Source organism: Bacillus sp. z60-11 (assembly GCF_046464135.1).
Classification (GTDB): domain Bacteria; phylum Bacillota; class Bacilli; order Bacillales; family Bacillaceae; genus Bacillus; species Bacillus sonorensis_A.
Genome location: NZ_JBIYSN010000001.1, coordinates 403,023 through 422,205, shown reverse-complemented (window position 1 = coordinate 422,205; position 19,183 = coordinate 403,023). Strand labels below are relative to the sequence as shown.

The following is a 19,183-nucleotide window of genomic DNA, read 5'->3' as shown; positions in this document are numbered from 1 at the left end:
CCTCTCTCGTGTTTAGACTCCCGAGTACGCCATAAAGCCGCCATCTACAGGGATTGTAATGCCTGTGACAAATCCGGACATGCCTGCGTCCGCCAGCCAAAGCATTGTCCCCAGTAAATCGTCCGGGCTGCCAAACCGCTTCATCGGCGTATGGGAAATGATCTTCCCCGCCCTTTCCGTCCATTCCCCGTTTTCATCAAGAAGAAGCCGTTTATTTTGTCTCGTCAAGAAAAAGCCGGGGGCAATCGCATTGACTCTGATCCCTGTTTCGGCCAAATAGACGGCAAGCCATTTTGTGAAATTTTCGATGCCGGCTTTTGCGGCGCTGTAAGCGGGCACTTTTGTCATGGGGATGTGTGCGCTCATTGAAGAGATGTTGATCACTGAAGCCCCTTTTTTGTTCAGCATCGTTTTCGTGAATACTTGGGAAGTTATGAAAGATCCGAGAAAGTTCACATTGAACACAGAGCCGACGTCGCTGCTTTTCAGATCAAAGAATGTGGTTTCGTTATCATTGATGAGGTCGTCGGGGTGCAGGGTTTCATTCGATGTCGTACCTCCGGGATGATTGCCGCCGGCTCCGTTAATCAATAGATCGCACCCGCCGTAAAGCTGTGTAACCAAACGTTCTGCTCGCTCAACACTTTGTTGGCTGAGGACGTCGCACTCCACCGCTACGGCCTCTCCCCCCATCTTTCGGATACCTTCAGCCACAAGCTCGCCGTTTTCGACACTCCGGTTTAAGACGGCCACTTTCATGCCCTGCCGTCCGAGTTCCCTTGCCATCGCACTGCAGAGGACACCGCTTCCGCCTGTGATGACCGCCGTTTTTCCTCTTAAATGTTCATGGATTTCAAGCATTGTGAAGCCCCCCGTTTTTCTCTTTCAAGTGCGTCCCAAATGCCCCATAAATACATGATTCCCAGCGCCCTGTCATAGAGGCCGTATCCAGGCCTGCAGTTTTCACCCCAGATATGGCGGCCGTGATCTGGACGGACATACCCTGAATAGCCCGCCTCGTGATAGGCTTTGACGATGCCGCAAATGTCCACAGAACCATCTTTCGTCCGATGCGATGTTTCGATAAAATCCCCGTTTTCATAGACTTTAACATTTCGAATATGTGCGAATGGAATCCGGTCAGAATACGTTTTGATGATGCTTGCGATATCGTTATCGGGATTGGCGCCCAATGAACCGCTGCAAAGGGTGACACCATTGGATGGGTGGTCGATCAGACGAAGCAGGCGCCCGATGTTTTTGGCAGAAATGATGATGCGGGGCAGCCCAAAGACCGGCCATGGCGGATCATCAGGATGGATCGCCATCTTAATCCCGCAGCGCGCAGCGGTTGGAATAATCTGCTCCAAAAAATATTGCAGATTGCTCCATAAATCTTCTTCTGTCACGTTTTGATAGGCTTCAAAAAGCGCTGTCAGATGCTCCAGCCGTTCAGGCTCCCAACCCGGCATCGTATAATCGAGATTGTTGGCGATTTTTTCGACAAGCTCAAAAGGATCGATCTGATCAACTTTTGCGTTCTCATAAAACAAAGCGGTCGAGCCGTCTTCGGCTTCTTTGTATAATTCGGTCCGCAGCCAGTCAAAAACAGGCATAAAATTATAGCAGATCACCTTTACATCGGCTTTAGCCAAATTTTCAATCGTCTGCTTGTACCTTTCGATATACAGGTCTCTCGTCGGCAGACCGAGCTTGATATCCTCATGGATGTTAACGCTTTCAACAACGTCGATGTGAAAACCGTGCCGCCCGCAAACCTGCTTGACCTCCATGATGTCTTCCAGCGGCCATTCTTCACCGGCCGGAAAATGGTGAAGCGCCCACACGATTCCTTCAACACCGGGTATTTGCTTGATTTGCTCAAGGGTGACAGTGTCATTTCCTTCTCCGTACCATCTAAAAACCATTCTCATCACGGGATCCTCCAGTCCGATTTAATAAGTCAATACCACTTTTGTGATCTGCTCTGGATGATGCTTGGCTTTTTTCAGCGCCCTTTCGATTTCCGTAAACGGCATGATGTCAGTCACAAAGAAACGGACAAGCTCCGGATGTTCATTTAAAAATCGAATCACTCCGGGAAATTGATTGACGCTGTGCTTTGTGCCATGGATTTCAATGTCTTTTTTTGTGAGCTGAAGTCCGGGGAGTGTCACATCGTCTCCCGTTAATCCGACGATGACGATCCGACCTCCGGCAGCTGCCAGCCGAAGCGACTGCTCGATTGTTGCGGGGACCCCGGCCGCTTCAAATACAATGCCGGCGCCTTCCCCATTGGTCAGGTTAAAAACTTCCCGTTCTGCATCTTCTTGATCAGGATGGATGACATGATCAGCTCCGAACGTTTTGGCAAGCTCCAATCGCTCCCGGACGGGGTCGATCGCGATAACCTCAACATCAAACCGCTTTTTCACCTGGGCTAAAATCGTTAGCCCGATCGGCCCCATTCCCAATATGACAACCGCTTCGCCGTTTTGAAGATCGGCGCGCCTGATCGCCTGAGCGCCGTTGGCAAACGGCTCGCATAATGCACCTGTTACATCGTCCATTTCATCAGGAATAGGATGGACATGTGATTCGGGAACGGTGAGAAATTCCGCGAATCCTCCTCTCCGCACCGATCCGATCATCTCAATGTTGACACAGGCGTTCGTCCTTCCTTTTCGGCAAGGATAGCAGCGCCCGCAAGAAATGGCCGGTTCAATGACGACGCGTTTCCCTTCCAGTCTTTTGTCTGCCTTTGCCCCTGTTTTTTCTATCACCCCTGAGAGCTCATGTCCGAAAATTTGCGGATAGCGCCCGTAAGGATTTGTGCCGTCATAAAAATGAACATCGCTCCCGCAAATCCCGGCGGCCTTTACCCTGACGAGGACTTCATGGGCGTCTGGTTCAGGACAGGGAAGCTCTTGAAAATCAATGGAAAAAGGTTTTGTCATCACCGCAGCTTTCACATCACCACTCCTTATGCTTTGAAATAGCCCGGAAACTCCTCGATAAGCATTTCCCTGTCAACGATCACAAGCTGCAAATGCTCCTCGGCAATCCTGCGGGCTTCAGACGGCTGTTTTGACTTGATTGCTTCCAGAATAGCCGCGTGCTGGCTGTAAATCGTATCCCAGTTGAAATCGGCAGCAAGCCTTAAAAACCGTATCCTTCGAAATGGAACATTCATCTGCTGAATCACAGACCAAATGTTGGATTTCTGACAGCCGTCAAAAATCGTTTTGTGAAACGCTTCGTCTAAATCAAACAGGCTTTCGTAATTTTTCTGTTTCATTGATAATTGCTGCATGTTCAAATTATGCTCCAGCTCAATCACCGCCTGCTCCGGAAAATCTTCGCACGCCAGTTCGGCAACGGCTTTTTCAAGATTTTCCCGCATAAAGCGTGCTTCCTCCACCAGATGAAGATCGATTAAAGATACCCGGGTTCCCTTTTGCGGATAGATCTCCAAAAGACCTTCGCGCGACAGCTGCAAAAAAGCCTCTCTGACCGGCGTTCGGCTGACTTCATACCTTTCTGAAATTTCTTTTTCCGAGATGTGCGTCCCTGGTGTGAGGCGAAACTTCATAATATCTTCCTTCAGCCAATCATAAACCTGATCTCGTGCAGATCGGATGCTCGATTGTTTAATAGTCACAGATGCCACCTCCCTTCCCTGATTATGGTACCATACTTGTATGGTAGTGTGGTAGATGTTTTTCGAAAATTCTAAACAATAATGGTTTCGTCCCTTCATCATGGATAGACAGGATTAATCCGATTATTATTATCCTTACAGTGTTCAATTCATAGCTGATCATGATTTGAGAAAGGATTTGCTGTATGAAAATCTTCGAATCTAAAACTTTAGTAAGAATGGTTATTGGTTTATTGTCGATGAGGAAGTTGGCATATCGCTGCCGGGGATATACGAAGTTCATGAAATACATTGGAGATGGAGATAAAGAAAGTGCAATAGAGGGAACCTCGGCTTGTAGATAAACCCCTGTTTTCCACAGGCTTTGTTATAAAATGAACAACAGGTTGTATACACTGTAACTGACTTAGATTCACCAATAAGCCTGCTTTCATTTAACGGCAGGCTATCGAAAAAATTTCGATAGCCTGAAAGGCCTCTGCTACAAGGGCTGTTTTGATTACTGCAGTAACGCTTCAAGTTTCGTCTTAGTCTTCGGTCCGTAAATTCCGTCGGCACCCAGCCCGTGCATTAATTGAAACCGTTTGACCGCATCCGCTGTTTTCGGCCCGTAGCAGCCATCAATACCGTTATGTTTCGCGCCTTTGTCCGGGTAGAAATACAGGGCCGCTAAAGCCTCCTGAATTTGTCGGACGGCCGTTCCTTTCATCATTGGACTTTTGACTTTGTAAATCCCGGAGGGCAGCTTGTATGATGTTTTTTTACCGCTTGATGCTGACTCTTTCTTTTTCACTTCAATGGCCGCGAGTGCTTTTTCTGTCGCCGGTCCATATATGCCATCAATTGCAATTCCCGCTTTCTTTTGCAGGGATTGAACGGCTTGTACCGTTTCATTTCCGTAAGAGCCGTCGGCCCCATACTTTGGCAGCGGGAAGCCCGCGGCGATCAAACGCTTTTGCAGCGCTTTTACTTTAGAACCTGACGATCCTTTTTTCAAGATCGTGCCTGTTGCATGGCTTGCCTGGCTCGTGGACGCCGCTGTTTTAGAGACGGTTTTATTTCCGAGCAGACGATCGACTGTTGTCCGGAATGCCGCGAGCCGGCTTGAATCGCTCACCCAGGGGGCCGGACAGTTCTTTTGTGTCACATCGTAATGACGGACGATGTTGTCAGTCGATAATCCGTAACGCTTGCAGAGATCGGCCGCTAATTCAGCTGCGTTTTGAACGGTTTCGCTATGGATTTCGCCATCTTTTTCGACGCACATTTCAACACCGATGGCTGTCGTGTTGGCATTCGGCTTTAAGAAACTCACATAACAGCGGTTTTTATCATGTGCATGGTATGCGACCTCATGTTCAGGGATAATCTGCTGCACCTCATGTCGATCAACAAAGTAATGTGCGGATGCATAACGCTGATCGGCTATGCAGGTGCCGTTGAAATAATTCCGCTCATTTAATGCCGATGCGCCGGGCGTCGCCGTCCAGTGCATGACAATTCCTTTCACCTTCGGCAATTTCAGGCCGGGTCGGGTGTATTGATTGACTTTCACAAAGTTTTCCACAACTTTAACCATTTACCTCAACTCCAATTCTGATTAAAATAACTGCCGGCCGGCTTCCTTATTTCACCAATCCTTTTTGTTTCAATGCTTCTTTTTGCAGCTTTCCTTTTTCGGTGACATAGTTGTTTTTATACCAGGCCATAAGCGCGGTCATGATTGTAAAAGCCGCAGAGCCTGCCGTATACAGAGCATCCGCCAATGTATTGATCTGATCCTCGCTGACCGGCAAGACAGGTTTGCCGAACATCATCAGCGTCTGGTTTACCAATGCCATAAAAAGAAGCACCGTCCGGACGACCGTGCCTTTGTCAACATTTTTCATCATATGTTCCTCCCTTATTTTTGCAGTAAATTATAAAAAACAGCGATCGCCCCGCCGATGATGCCGGTGCTGACCGCTGTGATGATCGCGCCTGTGATGCTGCGTTTGATCCAAGTTGTGTTTTCTTCGATTTTGTTTAGCTTTTCGTTAATCGAGATGATTTGCTGATCGTGGCGGTCAGATGTTCTTTCCAGTGTGCTGACTCGCTTCTCAAGCGTTTTTTGATCTGCTTTGATTTCCGTGATTTCTTTTTGAAAAATACCGATTTCATTTGTTTGCGGCATCTGCATGCTCCCTCCTTCCCGCAAGCTCACATGTTTAGCGCGGAATCACTTCATCTAAACCATAAGATGTGATGTTATCAACGCTGTCCGCAATTTGTCCTTCAAGTCTCATATTTCCGTCTGTTTCTATATAAAGTTTGGTCATACCCGTTGTACCAAAAATCGGAACGATCCTGCTGCGAAATTTAGACGGTCTATATGCCGGAGGGAGAGTTCCAAAGACAACACCCCTTTTTGTCACGATTTCCCCCTCTAATAAAAGAAGTCCGCCCATCAATGCACAACGCACTTTTCGGTCGCCGTGTGCCGCTCCGTTTTTAAGCGGAACATCCGTCCATGAAGGCTCAAGATCATTTGCTGTTACGACTCGCTTCCATCCCTTGAAGATCCCATTCGTATGAACGGTACTATGCCATAATGTATTGTCATAGCTTCTCCAGGCGTAAATGGTTTTTCTGCCTGCATCTGTCTCAATGACATCATAATTAAACCAAGAACTGTCATCAGGTACTGGATTATTTTGTACAACATGCCCTGCTGCAAAATAACATCCTGTGGGCAATGTTAAAAGATCTGTTCCATTCGCCAGCTTCGCCCTTGATCCATTATCAGTCGTCACCTTGTATAATTGGGCGCTGTTCCATTTTTCACGTTCTTCTCTAGTGATGTGGAGAGCCGCATCAGTCGCGTGAGCATCGATTTTTGATTGAGCCCCTAAGACTGATTCCAGCTCCACCCACTCAGACCAGTTCCCTTCGGAAATGGTTTTTCGGTATGTTCTATTCGCATGGTCAAATGCGATAGCCTGGCCGTAGCTGCCTTTATCATCACATGTCCAAATGCCCCTTACATCTGTGCCGGGACCATTTAGCGCGCCCGCTGCAGCTGTAAAATGGATAAACCCCGTATATTGGGGAAGAACGGCATGAAAATCATCGGTTGCACCAATGTAGACTTTTTCTTGTCCGTCCTCTCCCGTAATATTAAAAATTTGACTGCTATTCCATGTTGTTCGTTCATTTTCTGTAATGTGCCTTGTATGATCTTTGAGGTGGGAATTGAATTCCATTTTTGTTGTTGCCTTTTGTTCTACTTCGTCAGTACGCTTTGCAATCCGTTCATCATTATCATTCAGTTGGTCGACAACTTTGTTAAAAAGATCGGCATGGGCACGGTCTGTTGTTTCAAAGCGTCTTGCTTTTTCAATATCCACCCAGTCTTCGCCTCCAAATTAAGTGTGATGTCTCTTGCTGTAAATGATCAGTTTCGCTCTGGCCATTTCACCTTTTTCTTTCTGAGCTACACTGCTCAGAAAGAAAAAGGTGATGGCTGACGGCGGTGCTTGATCCACATTGGGGGTTTTTAGGCAAATGTACTAAAAACGTCTCCCGCCCTTATACTAAAGGCAAAATAAAAAACCCGCCTAATTAGACGAGTTTTTTTGTTTTCTTGTGTAAGCTGGATCATTGGTGAACAATCCATCGACTTTTAATTGAAGCATTTTTTTCGTCAGTTTCTTCTCTTGATTTGCGTCAAAAAACACATGGATCTGCAGGTTTTCCCTGTGAATCTTATGAACCATATCTTCATTGACCAGCTTGCCGTTCACCCCGACAGCAGTAGCATAAGTTTTGATTTTGTTTAACACCTCGGCGTTTAAATGGCTCGCCTCATCATCCCGCAGAAGGCGGATAAGCGGAATATTCTTGTCGAGTGAGCGGACTTTCTCCAGGCTCCTCCCGCTAAAAGATTGGACAACGACCTTGTTTCCGGCAATTAAGCCGTGCTTGTCAAGGATCTCAACAAGCTGTTCCTCCATGATCAAACGGTTGTGGTCATCTTCCCTTGTTTCAATATAATACTTTGTTGATCGGCCGAATTTTTGGATGATCTCTTCAAGGGTCAGTATTTTTTGCCCTTTGCCCGCATCAAGCTTTTTTAATTGGGACAACGTTAAATCCTGCACATTTCCTTTTCCATTCGTTGTTCTTTCAACACTTTTGTCATGAATGGCGACCAGCTTGCCGTCTTTCGTTTGCCTTAAGTCGATTTCAATGAAATCAGCCTGATCTGTGATGGCGCGCTCATAGGATAAAAGCGTATGCTCCGGCTCTATAGCTGAAGCCCCCCGATGGGCAATCAATAAAGGGTTGTAAATGCTTTTAGAAGCTGCTTTTGTCGATGTTTCAGCATCCGAACAGCCGCTTATCAAAATCACTAGACCTATGATGAGAAAGTAACTAATGTTTTTCATAAGGACAAAAATATCATAATTTCCCACCAACTGCAAATACCATACAAAGAGAATCCATGTTTTAAACAGCTTTAAAGCTAAAGCCCAAACTGATAAATTCATTTGGATTTGCCGTATTTGAACAGTTTTCAATGATGACTTTGCCATTAGTGTCAACAAGCAGCCGGTGATGCTGAGGCACACCTGACATCCCTATTTGAGAAGCTACACCGACAAACTGGAAAGGCCGTAAAGGCCGATAACCGGCTGGAAGCTCGAATGCAGGTATTTCAAAGCCGATCTTTCCTTTGGCGATGGCTCCTTCGACAAAAACCGTTCCAGTTACATCCTTTGTATACCGCACTTTATATGCGTCAGAATAATGGACCCAGCCATTTTGCAGTGCGGGATAATGCCAGATTAATTTTGTTAAATCAGCCCCGAGATTATCGGTATATTTTTTAGCCTCGCTTAAAGCTTTATCCGCCTTCGCTTGGCTTGCGGCCGCAGATTCAATCGGAAACCAATTCATTGCGGTATGAACTGTATTGTAGTAAAACCACCAGGCATTTCCTGCTGTATCAACAGCATAACCCATGCCAATTCCTTTTTGGCCGACTAGTTGCATCCCGCGGAGGCTTCCTTTTGACGGGGTATCTTCTACGGCATTCGTTCCATAAAAAGTGACGGTCCCGAGATCTTTTAAAGCCTCGTAGAAAGAGCCTGAAGTCAAATTGATTTTGTGTATTCCTGAATCAGAAGTAATTTTAAATAATTGAGCGCCATTCCATTTATTACGTTCAAGATCGGTAATATGTCGAACAGCATCCTGATCGTGTAAATCAAACTCCGTTTTTGACGCTTGCTTGATATTGTCTACATGTTCAAGTCCAATCTGAGTCTTCGTCACAGCATGCGGATTGTTTTGATTGCTTGTATGCTCTTCAATATATGTTTTCGCATTTTGCTCCGCTTCATCGGCCCGTTTGGCAATTTGTTCATCATTTTCATTTAGCTGATCAATCACATTATTAAAAAGATCGGCATGAGCACGGTCCGTTGTATGAAAAGGCTTTGGTTTTATTAAATCCATACCTTACCCCCTGATTTACTAAGCATCAAGTCAAGAAATTCAATCCGCTGACTTCCTTGATGTCCAGATAATTATAGTGAGGATGTTGATCAGAAACAGCTCGCGGCTTTGTCCCGTCATAACCGACATACATAAAAATTTCAATGTAATCACCTTTTTTCAGCGGAACGACGGCCGAGCCGTTTACATTAATAAAAAATTCATTTCCTTCTCTTGCGGTTCCGCCGCCGGTGCTCTCTCTGTAATGATCTATTGGTTTATACAGCGAGCCGTTTTTATAGATAAACAGATGGAAATTAAAATATGTTTCCCAGTTTTCCAAAAACAAGCCTGAACTTACATAGTAGACTCCGTCATTCGGTGCGGTAAACCGATTTAAAGTCGTATCAAAGGCATTATGGCTATCGATCACCTTTTTATTGAATTTTATTTTCGGAGTCGTTTGCTTTTCAAGCACCTGTCTGCCTGACATGGTTAAGCTGGCATGAGCAAACCCTGATATCTTTTCCCAATTCGTCCAGCCTGAAGTAGAGTACCAATGGCGAATCCAAGTTCCAGTTAGATTTGAACCGGTTGATTGATTACCAGTTCCATAAAAATATTGAGTAAAGCGAACGGCAGAAAATTTTTCATTTTTTATGAGGCCGTAACCTAATGGATATCCTGTTTGATTGTTATCAAATATACCAATTAAAGTGACGCCCATTGGATAGTCTTCTCCGCTTACTGCGGCATCCTGAATCGCCTCAGTCCCGGTCAATAAAGTCAATTTCTGATTAGTGAAATTTGTATCGACGTAATGTTTAGCATCTAGCAACGCTTTTTCTGCTTTTACCTGAGAGTTTGACTCGGTTTCTAATGTCCGCCAACCTTTCCATTCGCTACTATTAATGGTGTTTGTAAAAATCGTTCCGGTTGTGTCCGTCGCAATCACAACCCCATACCCATCAGGACCGCAATTTAAGAATGTCCCCCTCACATATCCAGCAGAGCCCGGCGGCCGGTTGGAGGCGGCTGTATTGATGGCAAACGTATGAAAACCCGCCCCTAAATCGAAAAGCTGCGCCAATGCATCTCCGTCTTGAATATGCAGCTTTTCAACCCCGGTGTCATCGGTAATTTTTACGAGCTGGGCAAGTGCTTTCAATTGCTTGATCCCATGATCCGTATAATCCTTCGCATTCTTTTCCGCCTCTTCAGCGCGCTGTCCAACCAGTTCATCATTTTCATTCAATTGATCAAGCATTTCATTGAAGATATCGGCATGGGCGCGGTCTGAAGTTTCAAAGCGTCTCGGTTTTTGGATGTCCACCTGTGAAAACCTCCTTAATAAATGTCGTCGATTTCAAAGACAAACTCAATGTCGCCGTCTTTATGCTTGTCAGTCATCGTTCTGACTGCGGTGAATTTTCCGTCTTCATCGACAAGAGCGAGCTCGTTAATGACTTCCCCGGCCAGTTCGCTTTCTTCCAATGTGCATGTATAGCGGACTTTGGCCGGTTCCATGAAGACAAAGCCGTCGATCTCTTTTTGCAAAAGTTCGTTCTTCAGCGCCTGTTCCGTGCCCTGCAATGAAATCGGTTGTCCCTGGTCATTCGTTCCGCCGTTTCCGAAAGCCATTTTTGTGATTTTCGTAAGCGTTCCGCCTTCCGCTCTGGCTTTCGCCATTTGCTGCCTCGCATAAAGCGTTGTCACCGTTAATTGTTCCGCCATGTTTCATTCTCCTTTATATTGCAATTTTTTCCGTTGTCGCTGCCAGCTGCTTTGTACCGTCTAGCAAAAATGCGCCGTTGAGCGTCCACCATTTTTCCTTCATTTCAAGCGTGCCTGTTTGCTTCACTTCATGCTCGCATTTAAAGGTCAGTGTAAGGGCATGGCGCTTTTCATCTCGTTTGCTTAGACCGGTTTTCATCCGCACGGTCGGTTTTTGCTCTGTTTGCATTTCCGCCTTTTTCCTTATCACAAGATGTGAAGCAGCCAAAATGTTTTGCTGTTTTTTGTGCCGCAATAAGAGCTGCTGTCTGAATCTTCGCGGCAAACCGTCGATCTCGCGGAAGCCGTTCAAATAAAATGAATCATCAAGCTGATACTGGCCGTCTAAATAGACCGGAATCGTCCCGAAAAAACCGTTTTTGCTTCTTAATACAAGTCTGTTGTGATCGTTTTTCGGAGGCCGGAATGTATAATAAAACCCGCCCCGAAACGTGTAGGCCAAATGGGCGGGCTTCATGTGGTCAACGGTTTGAATGATGGAAGGAATATATTGCAAATCTTCCCCGTTTACAGTCAGCAAGAAATGGTACCTTCCCGCGGTCAGTCTGACTTCTGCGGAAGGGTGTTTTAAAAAAGCATTGACCGCACGCTCGATTGAGCGGGAGGTAATAGGCGGGATATTGGACATTTTCGTCAATAACCTCGCCCTGCGAATGTCGATGCCGTCCGAAGCTTCCCGCCTGACATTCAAAATCGTTTCCCACCGATCAAGCCCCCAGGTTGCCGTCGTGACAAAAAGCTGGTCTGTCACATCAAATATCTGTTCATTTTGTTTTTCAAACTCCGGGGCTTCTGCAGCTAAAATCTCACTCATCTCCCGGATTTCCGTTAAATAGGGAGGCAGGTAAAATGTCATGTCTTCAAGTTTGCTCAATGATTGTCACCTGCCCCAGCTTCGGAATTTCGGTCTCTGCCAGCTGGAGATTTTTCGCCTCGCCGTTTATGGCAACGTCAGAATAGTCGCTGACAGAGGATGATTCATAGATGATGTTGTTGATTTGCGACAGACGGATGACGGTTTCTTTAAACGCATTCTCTTTAAACAATTGAATGATTTTTTCCTCAATCTCCTGTTTGGCATCATCAATCGTCCGCCCCGTTGCCGGAATGATTGTCGCCGAGATCTGAATGTCTTTCCATACTGCGCTTTCAACAGTTGCATAAGCGCCGATCGGCGCCATCCCCTCCCCTTGTCCGGGTTCAGGATCGATATACTGCTTAACTCTTTCGATTAATGCTTGTGAGGCAGGCTCCATTTTGGCGCTTGTAATCACAATCTTCACGGTTCCTTCACCGTTCCAGAGCGGAAAAACCTTTGCTTTACCGACACCTTCGACTTTCTCCGCCCACTGTTTGTAATGGAGCTGATTCGCGCTGACCGCTTCCCGGCGGACCCGGACCAAATATCTTTCGTAAAGGGATTCGTCCGTCTCTTCCTCCCGGCCGGGAATCTCAAGAGTCCCCATGACCGCTTTCTCAAGGCCGGGGATGGTATCGAGCGGGAGCAGCGGTTGGCCTGAGAGGTTTGCATTGCCGCTTGTCCCCGCGGTTTCGCATTCAAGTTTTCCGTCCTCCCGTATCGTAAAGTACAAGTCTTCCAGAAAGAAACGGGTTCCGGGGGGAATTGAAACACCCTCTGTAAACTCGCCTGACCAGATTGCTTTCGATGCCTGATAGCGCGCTATGCCGGCTTCGGCGGCCCTTCTGTCCAAATACTCCCCTTCAGCTGTATCCGCATATACCAAATTCAGCACCTGATCCAGCCAAATATATGAAACGGCCAGCTCAGCCGCCGCCGGGGCAAGCGCATTCCAGATCACGCTGTTTTCACGCTTGTCAATATCAGCGGAAACCCGGTCAAGCATACGTTCCATGATCTCTTCAAATGTCTGGTTTTCAAACATCTTCCCCTATCACCTCCTCTATATCCAGTGTTCCTTCGTCGGTTTCCACTGTAAATGACACGTGAAAAGCATCGCCTTGACGTTCAATCTCAAAGTCTGTGACAGCGTCGATCCGTTCATCATAGATAAGGGCTTCTTCTATCAGCCTCGGAATCTCCATTTCTTTATAAGCGTCTGTTGTTTCATTGTCTGAGAGAACTTCCTGAAGCTCATTGCCAATGTTATGACTGTAGACGGCATAAGCATAGCGCTCCGTTCTCAACGCCATGTAGGCCATCTGTTCAATGGCTTCAAGTCCGGAAATAATGTCGCCTGTCATCCGTCCGGTCTGAAAATCAATTTTGTACGTCTTTGATGTTTCAACAGCTTCGCTGCTATCCTCAATATCTTCGAATGCTATTTCAGGTGAAAGAGCCAAACCAAACCACCTCCTATATCCGGTCGATCACAAAAAAAGATTGCCCGCCCGGCATGGCGGCAATCATGACGCGGTCGCCTTCGTGTAATTGATTGTAAAAGCGAATGGTTTTCTCTTCTCCGTCAACCCGTATCTGCATCGTATGATCGGTTAAATGCCTGGCTACCACCAATAAGTCGGACGGAATCACCAACTTTTCATGATCGCGGAGTTTAAGCTTGAGCGGAGAGGCAGAAATGACTTCCGCGGGCATGATATCAACAGGTGATTCATAATGTACGGCTCCAAGAGCCAGCTCTTTGATCGCATCGCTTAATCTCATGAGGATGCTCCTTCAGGTAGATGATTGTTGGCTACGACATCAATCGTCATGATATGCTTCGTTCCGGAAAAATGATGTTTATCTTTATCAACCCAGTAAGTCTGTTTGACACCGGCTTCCGGAATCGAAATATAAACCGGCAGACCGCTTTGGATTTCGGGAATACCGATGGCCTGTATGCTTTTCAGTTCTTTTTTGACACCTTTCTTTTCTGCCTGCAGCCTCTTTGCCCGATCGCGCAATTGAGCTTGGTTAATATCGTCGGAAACCGTTTCTGTATACTGAAGAACACCGAACTTTTTCATGGCAGCTTCATCGCTTGCGGCGGCAGTGTAGGTTTTGTTATCCTTCTGTTTCCTCAATTTCACCCTGGTTGCCGTTTCTTCGATTGATGTGCTGTAGCTGTAATCCGTAATGTTGACGCCGGTTTCCAATACCCAAACCTCCTCAGGATCCGGCCATGCTCTTAAACAGAGCCTGCCTTTTTCTGAATAAAGCTGGTATTGTCTGCCCGTTTGTTTTTTCGTTTCCTTCAACGCTTTTAAAATGATGTCATACAGGCTGGTATTATCTTTGAATACAAGCGTTTTGATCGTATGCCCCGTTTCGGCGATCTGACCTTTAGGAATTTGAAAGTCGCTTGCAATCCGTTTGACAATGTCATCGGCCGACTTATTGGAAAAAACATATACGTCTTGGTTTTTGACTAAGTACTGCAGCATATCATACGCTTTAAACGTCATCGTATATTCTTTCGGCACCCTGCTGAAAACGATCCCGCGAAACAATTCCTTTCCCTTCCACTTGAACAGCACGGTATCACCTTCCTGTACGCTGTAGTACTGCTGCGTCCCTTGCTTGATCACGATCTGCGCCTCAATCGAACGCGGCGCCTGAAATCTTTGCCCTTCTAATGAGACGCTTTCTGTGACAAGCTCATACCATTCGCTTTCTTTTATGACAAATAATTCGATCATCATTATCCCCTGCTTTTGATTTACGAAAAAGCACCGGAGACACCGGTGCTTTATTTTACGGTATTTTCAGCTTCTGCCCCGGGAAAATCCAATGGCCCGGCTGCTTGATGTTGCGCTTGCTGCGTTTAATCATTGCCTGTTTATTGGCATTCCAAATTTTCCGCCACTCTTGGCTGTTTCCATAGAAGCGCCCTGCAATATGCCAGAGCGTATCTCCTTTTTTGACGGTGTAAACTTTCGGAGCCGCCTTTGACGGCCGTTTCTTTTTTGTTTTCTTTTTTTGTTTGATTTTTCGGGGCGAAGCTGTTTTGTATTCCTTTAAGGTGATATCAAAATCGCGGTCACCGATGTCCTTTTCCCCTTCATGATGGGAAAAGCTTTCAATGCTGCATGTGAGATTGATCTTCGTCCCGGTCACGAGAAATTGAACCGGCTTTTTTGCTTTCAGCCATTTGTCAATCTTAAGAATCGCATTCTCCGGTGATGGAAACCCTTTGTATTCTGCAAGTGAAGAATATTGTTTCGGAAAATGCGACGAAAACGAAATCGTTTTCGCACCCGGTTCATTAATAAAGGTGATTTCGCCGAATTTCGCCACCTTTACCGACTCGTTTCCAAGATTATCGCTGATTTCAAGCTGCTCCGGCAGAACGGGAAGGCGCAGCTTTTCCTTGCCTTGCGTCAGCCAAAATTCGTACACGGATTTAGTCATACGCTACGCTTCCTTTCGTTCCGATATGGATGTCTCGTTCAAGCTCGTCGACAAGGGCACGCTTGATTTTGGCAATCAATGTCTCATGATCCTGCTCATTGTGGTAGTGATGATCACCGGTAATATAAATATTGAGCTCTTTGGCGCCTTTTGCAGGCGGCTGCTCTATACGGCTTTGGCCTGTTGTCGCAGCTGCCGCTTGGCCGCTTGATATAGAGCCGGACGGTTCAGAAGCCGGATCATGGACTTCCATTCCGAGCGCATCTGCAGCCTTTTGCAGCAGATAGCGGCCGCGAATGCCGCGTTCTTCGGGAATGATCCATTCCCGTTTTCCGCCTTCGCCGACGCGGGCAATTTGTTCGTTTGTGATGAGGCCGCCATTGGCATAACCCCTGTAGCCGCCGCCATTTCGCTTACTTCTCATTCCCGGCGTATTAAAAACTGAACCGTAACGAGCTTTAATGTAATTAATGGCCGCCACAGCATTATGAATCGGTTTCCAGATATCATTTAACCCTTTCATCTTATAGGCGTTAAAGGTTGGATCAATCGTTTGCATTAACCCTTTGGATGGCGTGCCACGTTGGGCGTTGCTGTCCCACAGGTTAATAGCCCGCGGGTTTCCGCCTGATTCATGCATAGCCATTTGAGATAATGGACCAAGCCAACTCATCGGCGTGCCTGTAATCATAAGGGCTTTGAGTAGCCAATCTTTTACGTTTCCGCCGACTGCTCCCATCCCTGCGAATGCTGCAGCTAGAGAGCCGGCTTGTTTTTCGGCGAAGCTCTTCACATCGACAGAGCTTAGCCCTTTCACAATACCGACAGACGCAAAACGCCCGAGACTCATCATAACTCGGGATGGAGAATGAATATCCAATTCATCGCGGAAGGCTTGTTCCACTTTCTTGGCCAGCTCTTTGGCAGCTTCTTTCACTTCACTGCCCTTTGAATTCATACCCGTTATAAAGTTGCCAATCATGCCAGTTCCCCAGCCGCTTGATGACTGCTTCGCATCAAGGAATGGCTTATTGATATGAGTGCTGACAAATTGGTTTGTACCTGTAGGCGTGGAATTCTGGCCAGCCGCGAATCCTTTGACAGTATTCACACCCCAAGAAGATGCTGAATTAACCGTATTTTGAAATGGCGCTTTGACTTTGGACTGCAGGAGGCCATCCGTACCGGTCGCCGTCGTATTTTGCCCTGCCGCATATCCAGTTACCACGTTTTTGCCAAAGGTTGGTGACAGGGTACTCAAACTATTAAATGGCTTCTGAATATTTTTCTGCTTCCAATCCTCCATTGAGACAACGTTTGAATTTAATCCTTCATCAAAACCATCTGTGAATTGCTGACCAAAAGACGATGCTTGATTCGTAACATCGCCGCCCGCATTCATCGATGGTGAGACAGAGGCAGAATAAGAAGCCGCACTTGAAATAGGTGTTACAGTTCCTGCATCAGCGGATGCCGAACCAATATCATCGACAACCTGCATGCCAAGCTGAGTTGCTGCCTGTGCCAACAACATTTTTCCGCGCCCGCGGTTGTTTTGAGTTGGAATGACAAATTCGTTTCCGGCTTCCCCGATCCAGGAGATGGTTGGTTTGGTGATATAGCCGCCCGTAGCCTTTGTATCTGGTTTCTTCTTCCGCTCGAAACCAGTCTTTTCTTTACCGATTTTTTCAAAGGCTGTTTCATTGTCACCATATATAAGATTGTTCCAGCCATCTTTTACAGACCCTCCAAAATCTTGTGCTTTTTTCCAGAGGTCTCCGGCCCAACCAAATGCATTTTTAAATGCCGTACCGATTTCTTTGGCGAGGTCTAAAACGGGATCTAAAAGCTTATGAAACCACTTATCTATTCCCTTCCACGTTTCTTTAATATTTTCTATAGCCTCTTCAAACTTGTTCCAGATATCCATTGCAAGTTTGATGACAGGTTTTAAAATGGGATCCCAAACATATTCAATAAACCATGTTGATACGGTGTTCCATGTTTCCTGAATCCAATTCCATGCTTTAACAAGCCAGTCCCAAATGGCGGTTGCCGTGTGTATGGCCGGAACAAGAATTGGGTCCCAGACGTTTTCGACGAACCATGTTGATACGGTGGACCACGTTTCAGAAATCCAGTTCCATGCTTTAACGAGCCAATTCCAGATGCTGATTGCCGTTTGAACCGCCGGTCCAAGAATCGGGTTCCACACATACTCCATGAACCAAGATGAGGCTACCCCCCATACCAACTGGATGACGGACCAGGCAACTGCAAAGAAACCGACGACATTGTTTATCACTCTTACTGCAATATTGTAGAAGGGAATCCAAACGTTATCATTAAACCATGTTGATACGGTATTCCAAGTATTTTGAATCCAATTCCACGCTTGAACAAACCATTCCCAGACCTTAATAGCAAAATCAACGACGGGTTCGATCAAAGGAGTCCAAACGTTGTCCTGAAACCAAGTTGTTATGCTTGACCATGTGTCCTGGATCCAAGTGAGGGCATCATCAAAAGCTTTAGAGATTGGATCTGACACATTATCTGTGAACCAGTCAGACACCTTCTCCCATGTTTTTTGAATTTTACCCCATGTTTTTTCTGATTTTTTTACAATGGAATCCCATGTCTTCATGACGCCGCCGTTGTCGTCTAACATCTTCCCAAAATATTCACCGAGACTTGAGCCGCCCATGCTGCCGACGATGCCGCCGATAGCGCCTCCAATTGCCGTCCCGCCTACTGGAAGAATGGCTGTTCCGAGTGCCGCTCCCGCAGCTGCACCGGCTAGCCCGCCTCCAATTCCACCGCCTGCAGAACCGATTTTTTGACCTGCATTTTCGCTGTTCATGTCCATTAATTCAGTAGCAGATAATGCAACCCCTGCATAAGGGAGAAGTTTTCCTGCCCCTTTCCCCAATGCTTTAAGGCCTCTCTTCCATCTGCCTCCGGAACCATTTCCAGAAGGATTTCTCCCGGAACCTCTCCCTCCTGCAGGAGAGCTTTCTTCACTTCCAGGCCTGCTGCTTGTCGCCGGTTCATTGATCAGAGAACCGCCGCCTTCACAGCAGCAGCCACCGCCACCATCTTCTCCCTTGAAGAACTTTCCGAGCACTGCATCAAACGACTTATCCATAATCTTTTCGGGAAGACCCTCTACCCATTTTACAAACTTATCTTTACCTGCATTTAGGATTGCCGTCCATATCGCTTCTTCTTTTCCCTCTGAGGATTCACCGCCCGGCTTTTCCACTTTTGCATTGACTTCAATCGTTTTCTTCGCCTCTATGTCATTCAGTTTTTTCCGAAGAGCTTGGAGTTTGCCTGTTGCCTGGTCATTAAGTGTGAGGGTCGCTTGATGTTCCTTTGCAAAATGGCTGCTGATAAATGATGAGATCCGGCTGACTGTTTTTGTTACTTTATCGATCACATACAGGGTTGCGGTAAATCCTTTTTGCAATGTCGCCTTCATGTAACCGGTGATTTTTTGCACGGCTCCGGTCACTCGGTCATTGACGGCTGTGGTGATCGTATATTCATGAGATGCGAGAGCGGAAAGCATGTTTTTAATTTTACGAATGCCCGCTGTCGCCTGGTCATGAACAGAGATCGTGAATTGAAACCTCTCGGGAAGGTTCTTTTGGAGCTGATCCGAGATGTTTTGAATGGTGCTGCTTGCCAGGTCAACAGCCGATATCTTCAGCTGCCATGAGCTCAGATTTGCTTTTAATGTAAGATGAAGTTTGTTCAATGTTTTCGCGGCCTTGTCAGCCCTGACCTTAACAGTCAGTGGACGGCTGAGCATTTTTCGTCTTTTCTCTAAATTCTTAAAACCCTTTTGAATCCGCCGCAGCTTCTTCGACACCCGGTCTTCCAGCTCAAAACGTGCAGTCAGTTTAGCCATG

The 19,183-nt window shown here is 46.4% G+C and carries 19 protein-coding genes; all 19 read right to left on the bottom strand.

Going from position 1 to position 19,183, the window contains the following annotated elements; genetic code table 11:
• Positions 1-12: 12 nt before the first annotated feature.
• Entirely contained in the window at positions 13-861 is an 849-nt protein-coding gene (locus ACINLD_RS02280; protein ID WP_077736985.1) for an SDR family oxidoreductase, read from the bottom strand.
• The gene (gene uxuA, locus ACINLD_RS02275) at positions 837-1,934 is read right to left on the bottom strand and encodes a mannonate dehydratase (RefSeq protein ID WP_077736986.1); all 1,098 of its coding nucleotides are present in this window, start codon (positions 1,932-1,934) and stop codon (positions 837-839) included. Before uxuA ends, ACINLD_RS02280 begins: the two co-directional genes overlap by 25 nt.
• A 21-nt stretch (positions 1,935-1,955) precedes the next feature.
• Positions 1,956-2,972, bottom strand: a complete 1,017-nt coding sequence (locus ACINLD_RS02270) for a zinc-binding alcohol dehydrogenase family protein (protein WP_410206908.1) — start codon at positions 2,970-2,972, stop codon at positions 1,956-1,958.
• Between the two features lie 11 nt (positions 2,973-2,983).
• The gene (locus ACINLD_RS02265) at positions 2,984-3,661 is read right to left on the bottom strand and encodes a GntR family transcriptional regulator (protein ID WP_077736988.1); all 678 of its coding nucleotides are present in this window, start codon (positions 3,659-3,661) and stop codon (positions 2,984-2,986) included.
• A gap of 499 nt (positions 3,662-4,160) precedes the next feature.
• On the bottom strand, positions 4,161-5,240 hold the full coding sequence (locus tag ACINLD_RS02260) for an N-acetylmuramoyl-L-alanine amidase (RefSeq protein WP_077736989.1): 1,080 nt from the start codon (positions 5,238-5,240) through the stop codon (positions 4,161-4,163).
• A gap of 46 nt (positions 5,241-5,286) precedes the next feature.
• Positions 5,287-5,550 (bottom strand): phage holin, encoded by a 264-nt coding sequence (locus ACINLD_RS02255; RefSeq protein WP_077736990.1) that lies wholly within the window; start codon positions 5,548-5,550, stop codon positions 5,287-5,289.
• A gap of 14 nt (positions 5,551-5,564) precedes the next feature.
• Positions 5,565-5,834 carry a hemolysin XhlA family protein gene (locus tag ACINLD_RS02250; protein WP_026586608.1) on the bottom strand — a complete coding sequence of 90 codons (270 nt, stop codon included), beginning with the start codon at positions 5,832-5,834 and terminating at the stop codon, positions 5,565-5,567.
• 34 nt (positions 5,835-5,868) lie between these two features.
• On the bottom strand, positions 5,869-7,047 hold the full coding sequence (locus ACINLD_RS02245; RefSeq protein ID WP_026586607.1) for a hypothetical protein: 1,179 nt from the start codon (positions 7,045-7,047) through the stop codon (positions 5,869-5,871).
• A 210-nt stretch (positions 7,048-7,257) separates the two neighbouring features.
• Positions 7,258-8,088 (bottom strand): glycerophosphodiester phosphodiesterase family protein, encoded by an 831-nt coding sequence (locus ACINLD_RS02240; RefSeq protein ID WP_077737239.1) that lies wholly within the window; start codon positions 8,086-8,088, stop codon positions 7,258-7,260.
• A gap of 61 nt (positions 8,089-8,149) precedes the next feature.
• A complete protein-coding gene (locus tag ACINLD_RS02235) occupies positions 8,150-9,160 on the bottom strand; it encodes a hypothetical protein (protein ID WP_077736991.1) in 1,011 nt (336 codons plus the stop codon).
• A 25-nt stretch (positions 9,161-9,185) separates the two neighbouring features.
• Complete coding sequence (locus ACINLD_RS02230) at positions 9,186-10,472, bottom strand: hypothetical protein (protein WP_077736992.1); 1,287 nt, start codon at positions 10,470-10,472, stop codon at positions 9,186-9,188.
• Between the two features lie 14 nt (positions 10,473-10,486).
• On the bottom strand, positions 10,487-10,873 hold the full coding sequence (locus ACINLD_RS02225; RefSeq protein ID WP_026586604.1) for a phage tail protein: 387 nt from the start codon (positions 10,871-10,873) through the stop codon (positions 10,487-10,489).
• A 13-nt stretch (positions 10,874-10,886) separates the two neighbouring features.
• On the bottom strand, positions 10,887-11,789 hold the full coding sequence (locus ACINLD_RS02220; RefSeq protein ID WP_410206957.1) for a YmfQ family protein: 903 nt from the start codon (positions 11,787-11,789) through the stop codon (positions 10,887-10,889).
• A 4-nt stretch (positions 11,790-11,793) separates the two neighbouring features.
• Positions 11,794-12,837 carry a baseplate J/gp47 family protein gene (locus ACINLD_RS02215; protein WP_410206907.1) on the bottom strand — a complete coding sequence of 348 codons (1,044 nt, stop codon included), beginning with the start codon at positions 12,835-12,837 and terminating at the stop codon, positions 11,794-11,796.
• Positions 12,830-13,255 carry a DUF2634 domain-containing protein gene (locus ACINLD_RS02210; protein WP_277692668.1) on the bottom strand — a complete coding sequence of 142 codons (426 nt, stop codon included), beginning with the start codon at positions 13,253-13,255 and terminating at the stop codon, positions 12,830-12,832. The genes ACINLD_RS02215 and ACINLD_RS02210 overlap by 8 nt, the downstream gene beginning before the upstream one ends.
• 13 nt (positions 13,256-13,268) lie before the next feature.
• Positions 13,269-13,577, bottom strand: coding sequence for a DUF2577 domain-containing protein (locus ACINLD_RS02205; RefSeq protein ID WP_026586600.1), 309 nt, complete (start codon positions 13,575-13,577; stop codon positions 13,269-13,271).
• On the bottom strand, positions 13,574-14,554 hold the full coding sequence (locus ACINLD_RS02200; protein ID WP_077736993.1) for a phage portal protein: 981 nt from the start codon (positions 14,552-14,554) through the stop codon (positions 13,574-13,576). The genes ACINLD_RS02205 and ACINLD_RS02200 overlap by 4 nt, the downstream gene beginning before the upstream one ends.
• Before the next feature lie 55 nt (positions 14,555-14,609).
• Positions 14,610-15,266, bottom strand: coding sequence for a LysM peptidoglycan-binding domain-containing protein (locus ACINLD_RS02195; RefSeq protein WP_077736994.1), 657 nt, complete (start codon positions 15,264-15,266; stop codon positions 14,610-14,612).
• On the bottom strand, positions 15,259-19,182 hold the full coding sequence (locus ACINLD_RS02190; RefSeq protein WP_410206906.1) for a transglycosylase SLT domain-containing protein: 3,924 nt from the start codon (positions 19,180-19,182) through the stop codon (positions 15,259-15,261). The genes ACINLD_RS02195 and ACINLD_RS02190 overlap by 8 nt, the downstream gene beginning before the upstream one ends.
• Between the last annotated feature and the right edge of the window lies 1 nt (position 19,183).

What these genes read in the sequence shown, in the direction of transcription:
- ACINLD_RS02260 (WP_077736989.1), bottom strand. Translation starts at nt 5,240, where the DNA reads ATGGTTAAAGTTGTGGAAAACTTTGTGAAAGTCAATCAATACACCCGA.
- uxuA (WP_077736986.1), bottom strand. Translation starts at nt 1,934, where the DNA reads ATGAGAATGGTTTTTAGATGGTACGGAGAAGGAAATGACACTGTCACC.
- ACINLD_RS02255 (WP_077736990.1), bottom strand. Translation starts at nt 5,550, where the DNA reads ATGAAAAATGTTGACAAAGGCACGGTCGTCCGGACGGTGCTTCTTTTT.
- ACINLD_RS02200 (WP_077736993.1), bottom strand. Translation starts at nt 14,554, where the DNA reads ATGATCGAATTATTTGTCATAAAAGAAAGCGAATGGTATGAGCTTGTC.
- ACINLD_RS02195 (WP_077736994.1), bottom strand. Translation starts at nt 15,266, where the DNA reads ATGACTAAATCCGTGTACGAATTTTGGCTGACGCAAGGCAAGGAAAAG.
- ACINLD_RS02220 (WP_410206957.1), bottom strand. Translation starts at nt 11,789, where the DNA reads ATGACATTTTACCTGCCTCCCTATTTAACGGAAATCCGGGAGATGAGT.
- ACINLD_RS02190 (WP_410206906.1), bottom strand. Translation starts at nt 19,182, where the DNA reads ATGGCTAAACTGACTGCACGTTTTGAGCTGGAAGACCGGGTGTCGAAG.
- ACINLD_RS02225 (WP_026586604.1), bottom strand. Translation starts at nt 10,873, where the DNA reads ATGGCGGAACAATTAACGGTGACAACGCTTTATGCGAGGCAGCAAATG.
- ACINLD_RS02240 (WP_077737239.1), bottom strand. Translation starts at nt 8,088, where the DNA reads ATGAAAAACATTAGTTACTTTCTCATCATAGGTCTAGTGATTTTGATA.
- ACINLD_RS02205 (WP_026586600.1), bottom strand. Translation starts at nt 13,577, where the DNA reads ATGAGATTAAGCGATGCGATCAAAGAGCTGGCTCTTGGAGCCGTACAT.
- ACINLD_RS02280 (WP_077736985.1), bottom strand. Translation starts at nt 861, where the DNA reads ATGCTTGAAATCCATGAACATTTAAGAGGAAAAACGGCGGTCATCACA.
- ACINLD_RS02235 (WP_077736991.1), bottom strand. Translation starts at nt 9,160, where the DNA reads ATGGATTTAATAAAACCAAAGCCTTTTCATACAACGGACCGTGCTCAT.
- ACINLD_RS02215 (WP_410206907.1), bottom strand. Translation starts at nt 12,837, where the DNA reads ATGTTTGAAAACCAGACATTTGAAGAGATCATGGAACGTATGCTTGAC.
- ACINLD_RS02250 (WP_026586608.1), bottom strand. Translation starts at nt 5,834, where the DNA reads ATGCCGCAAACAAATGAAATCGGTATTTTTCAAAAAGAAATCACGGAA.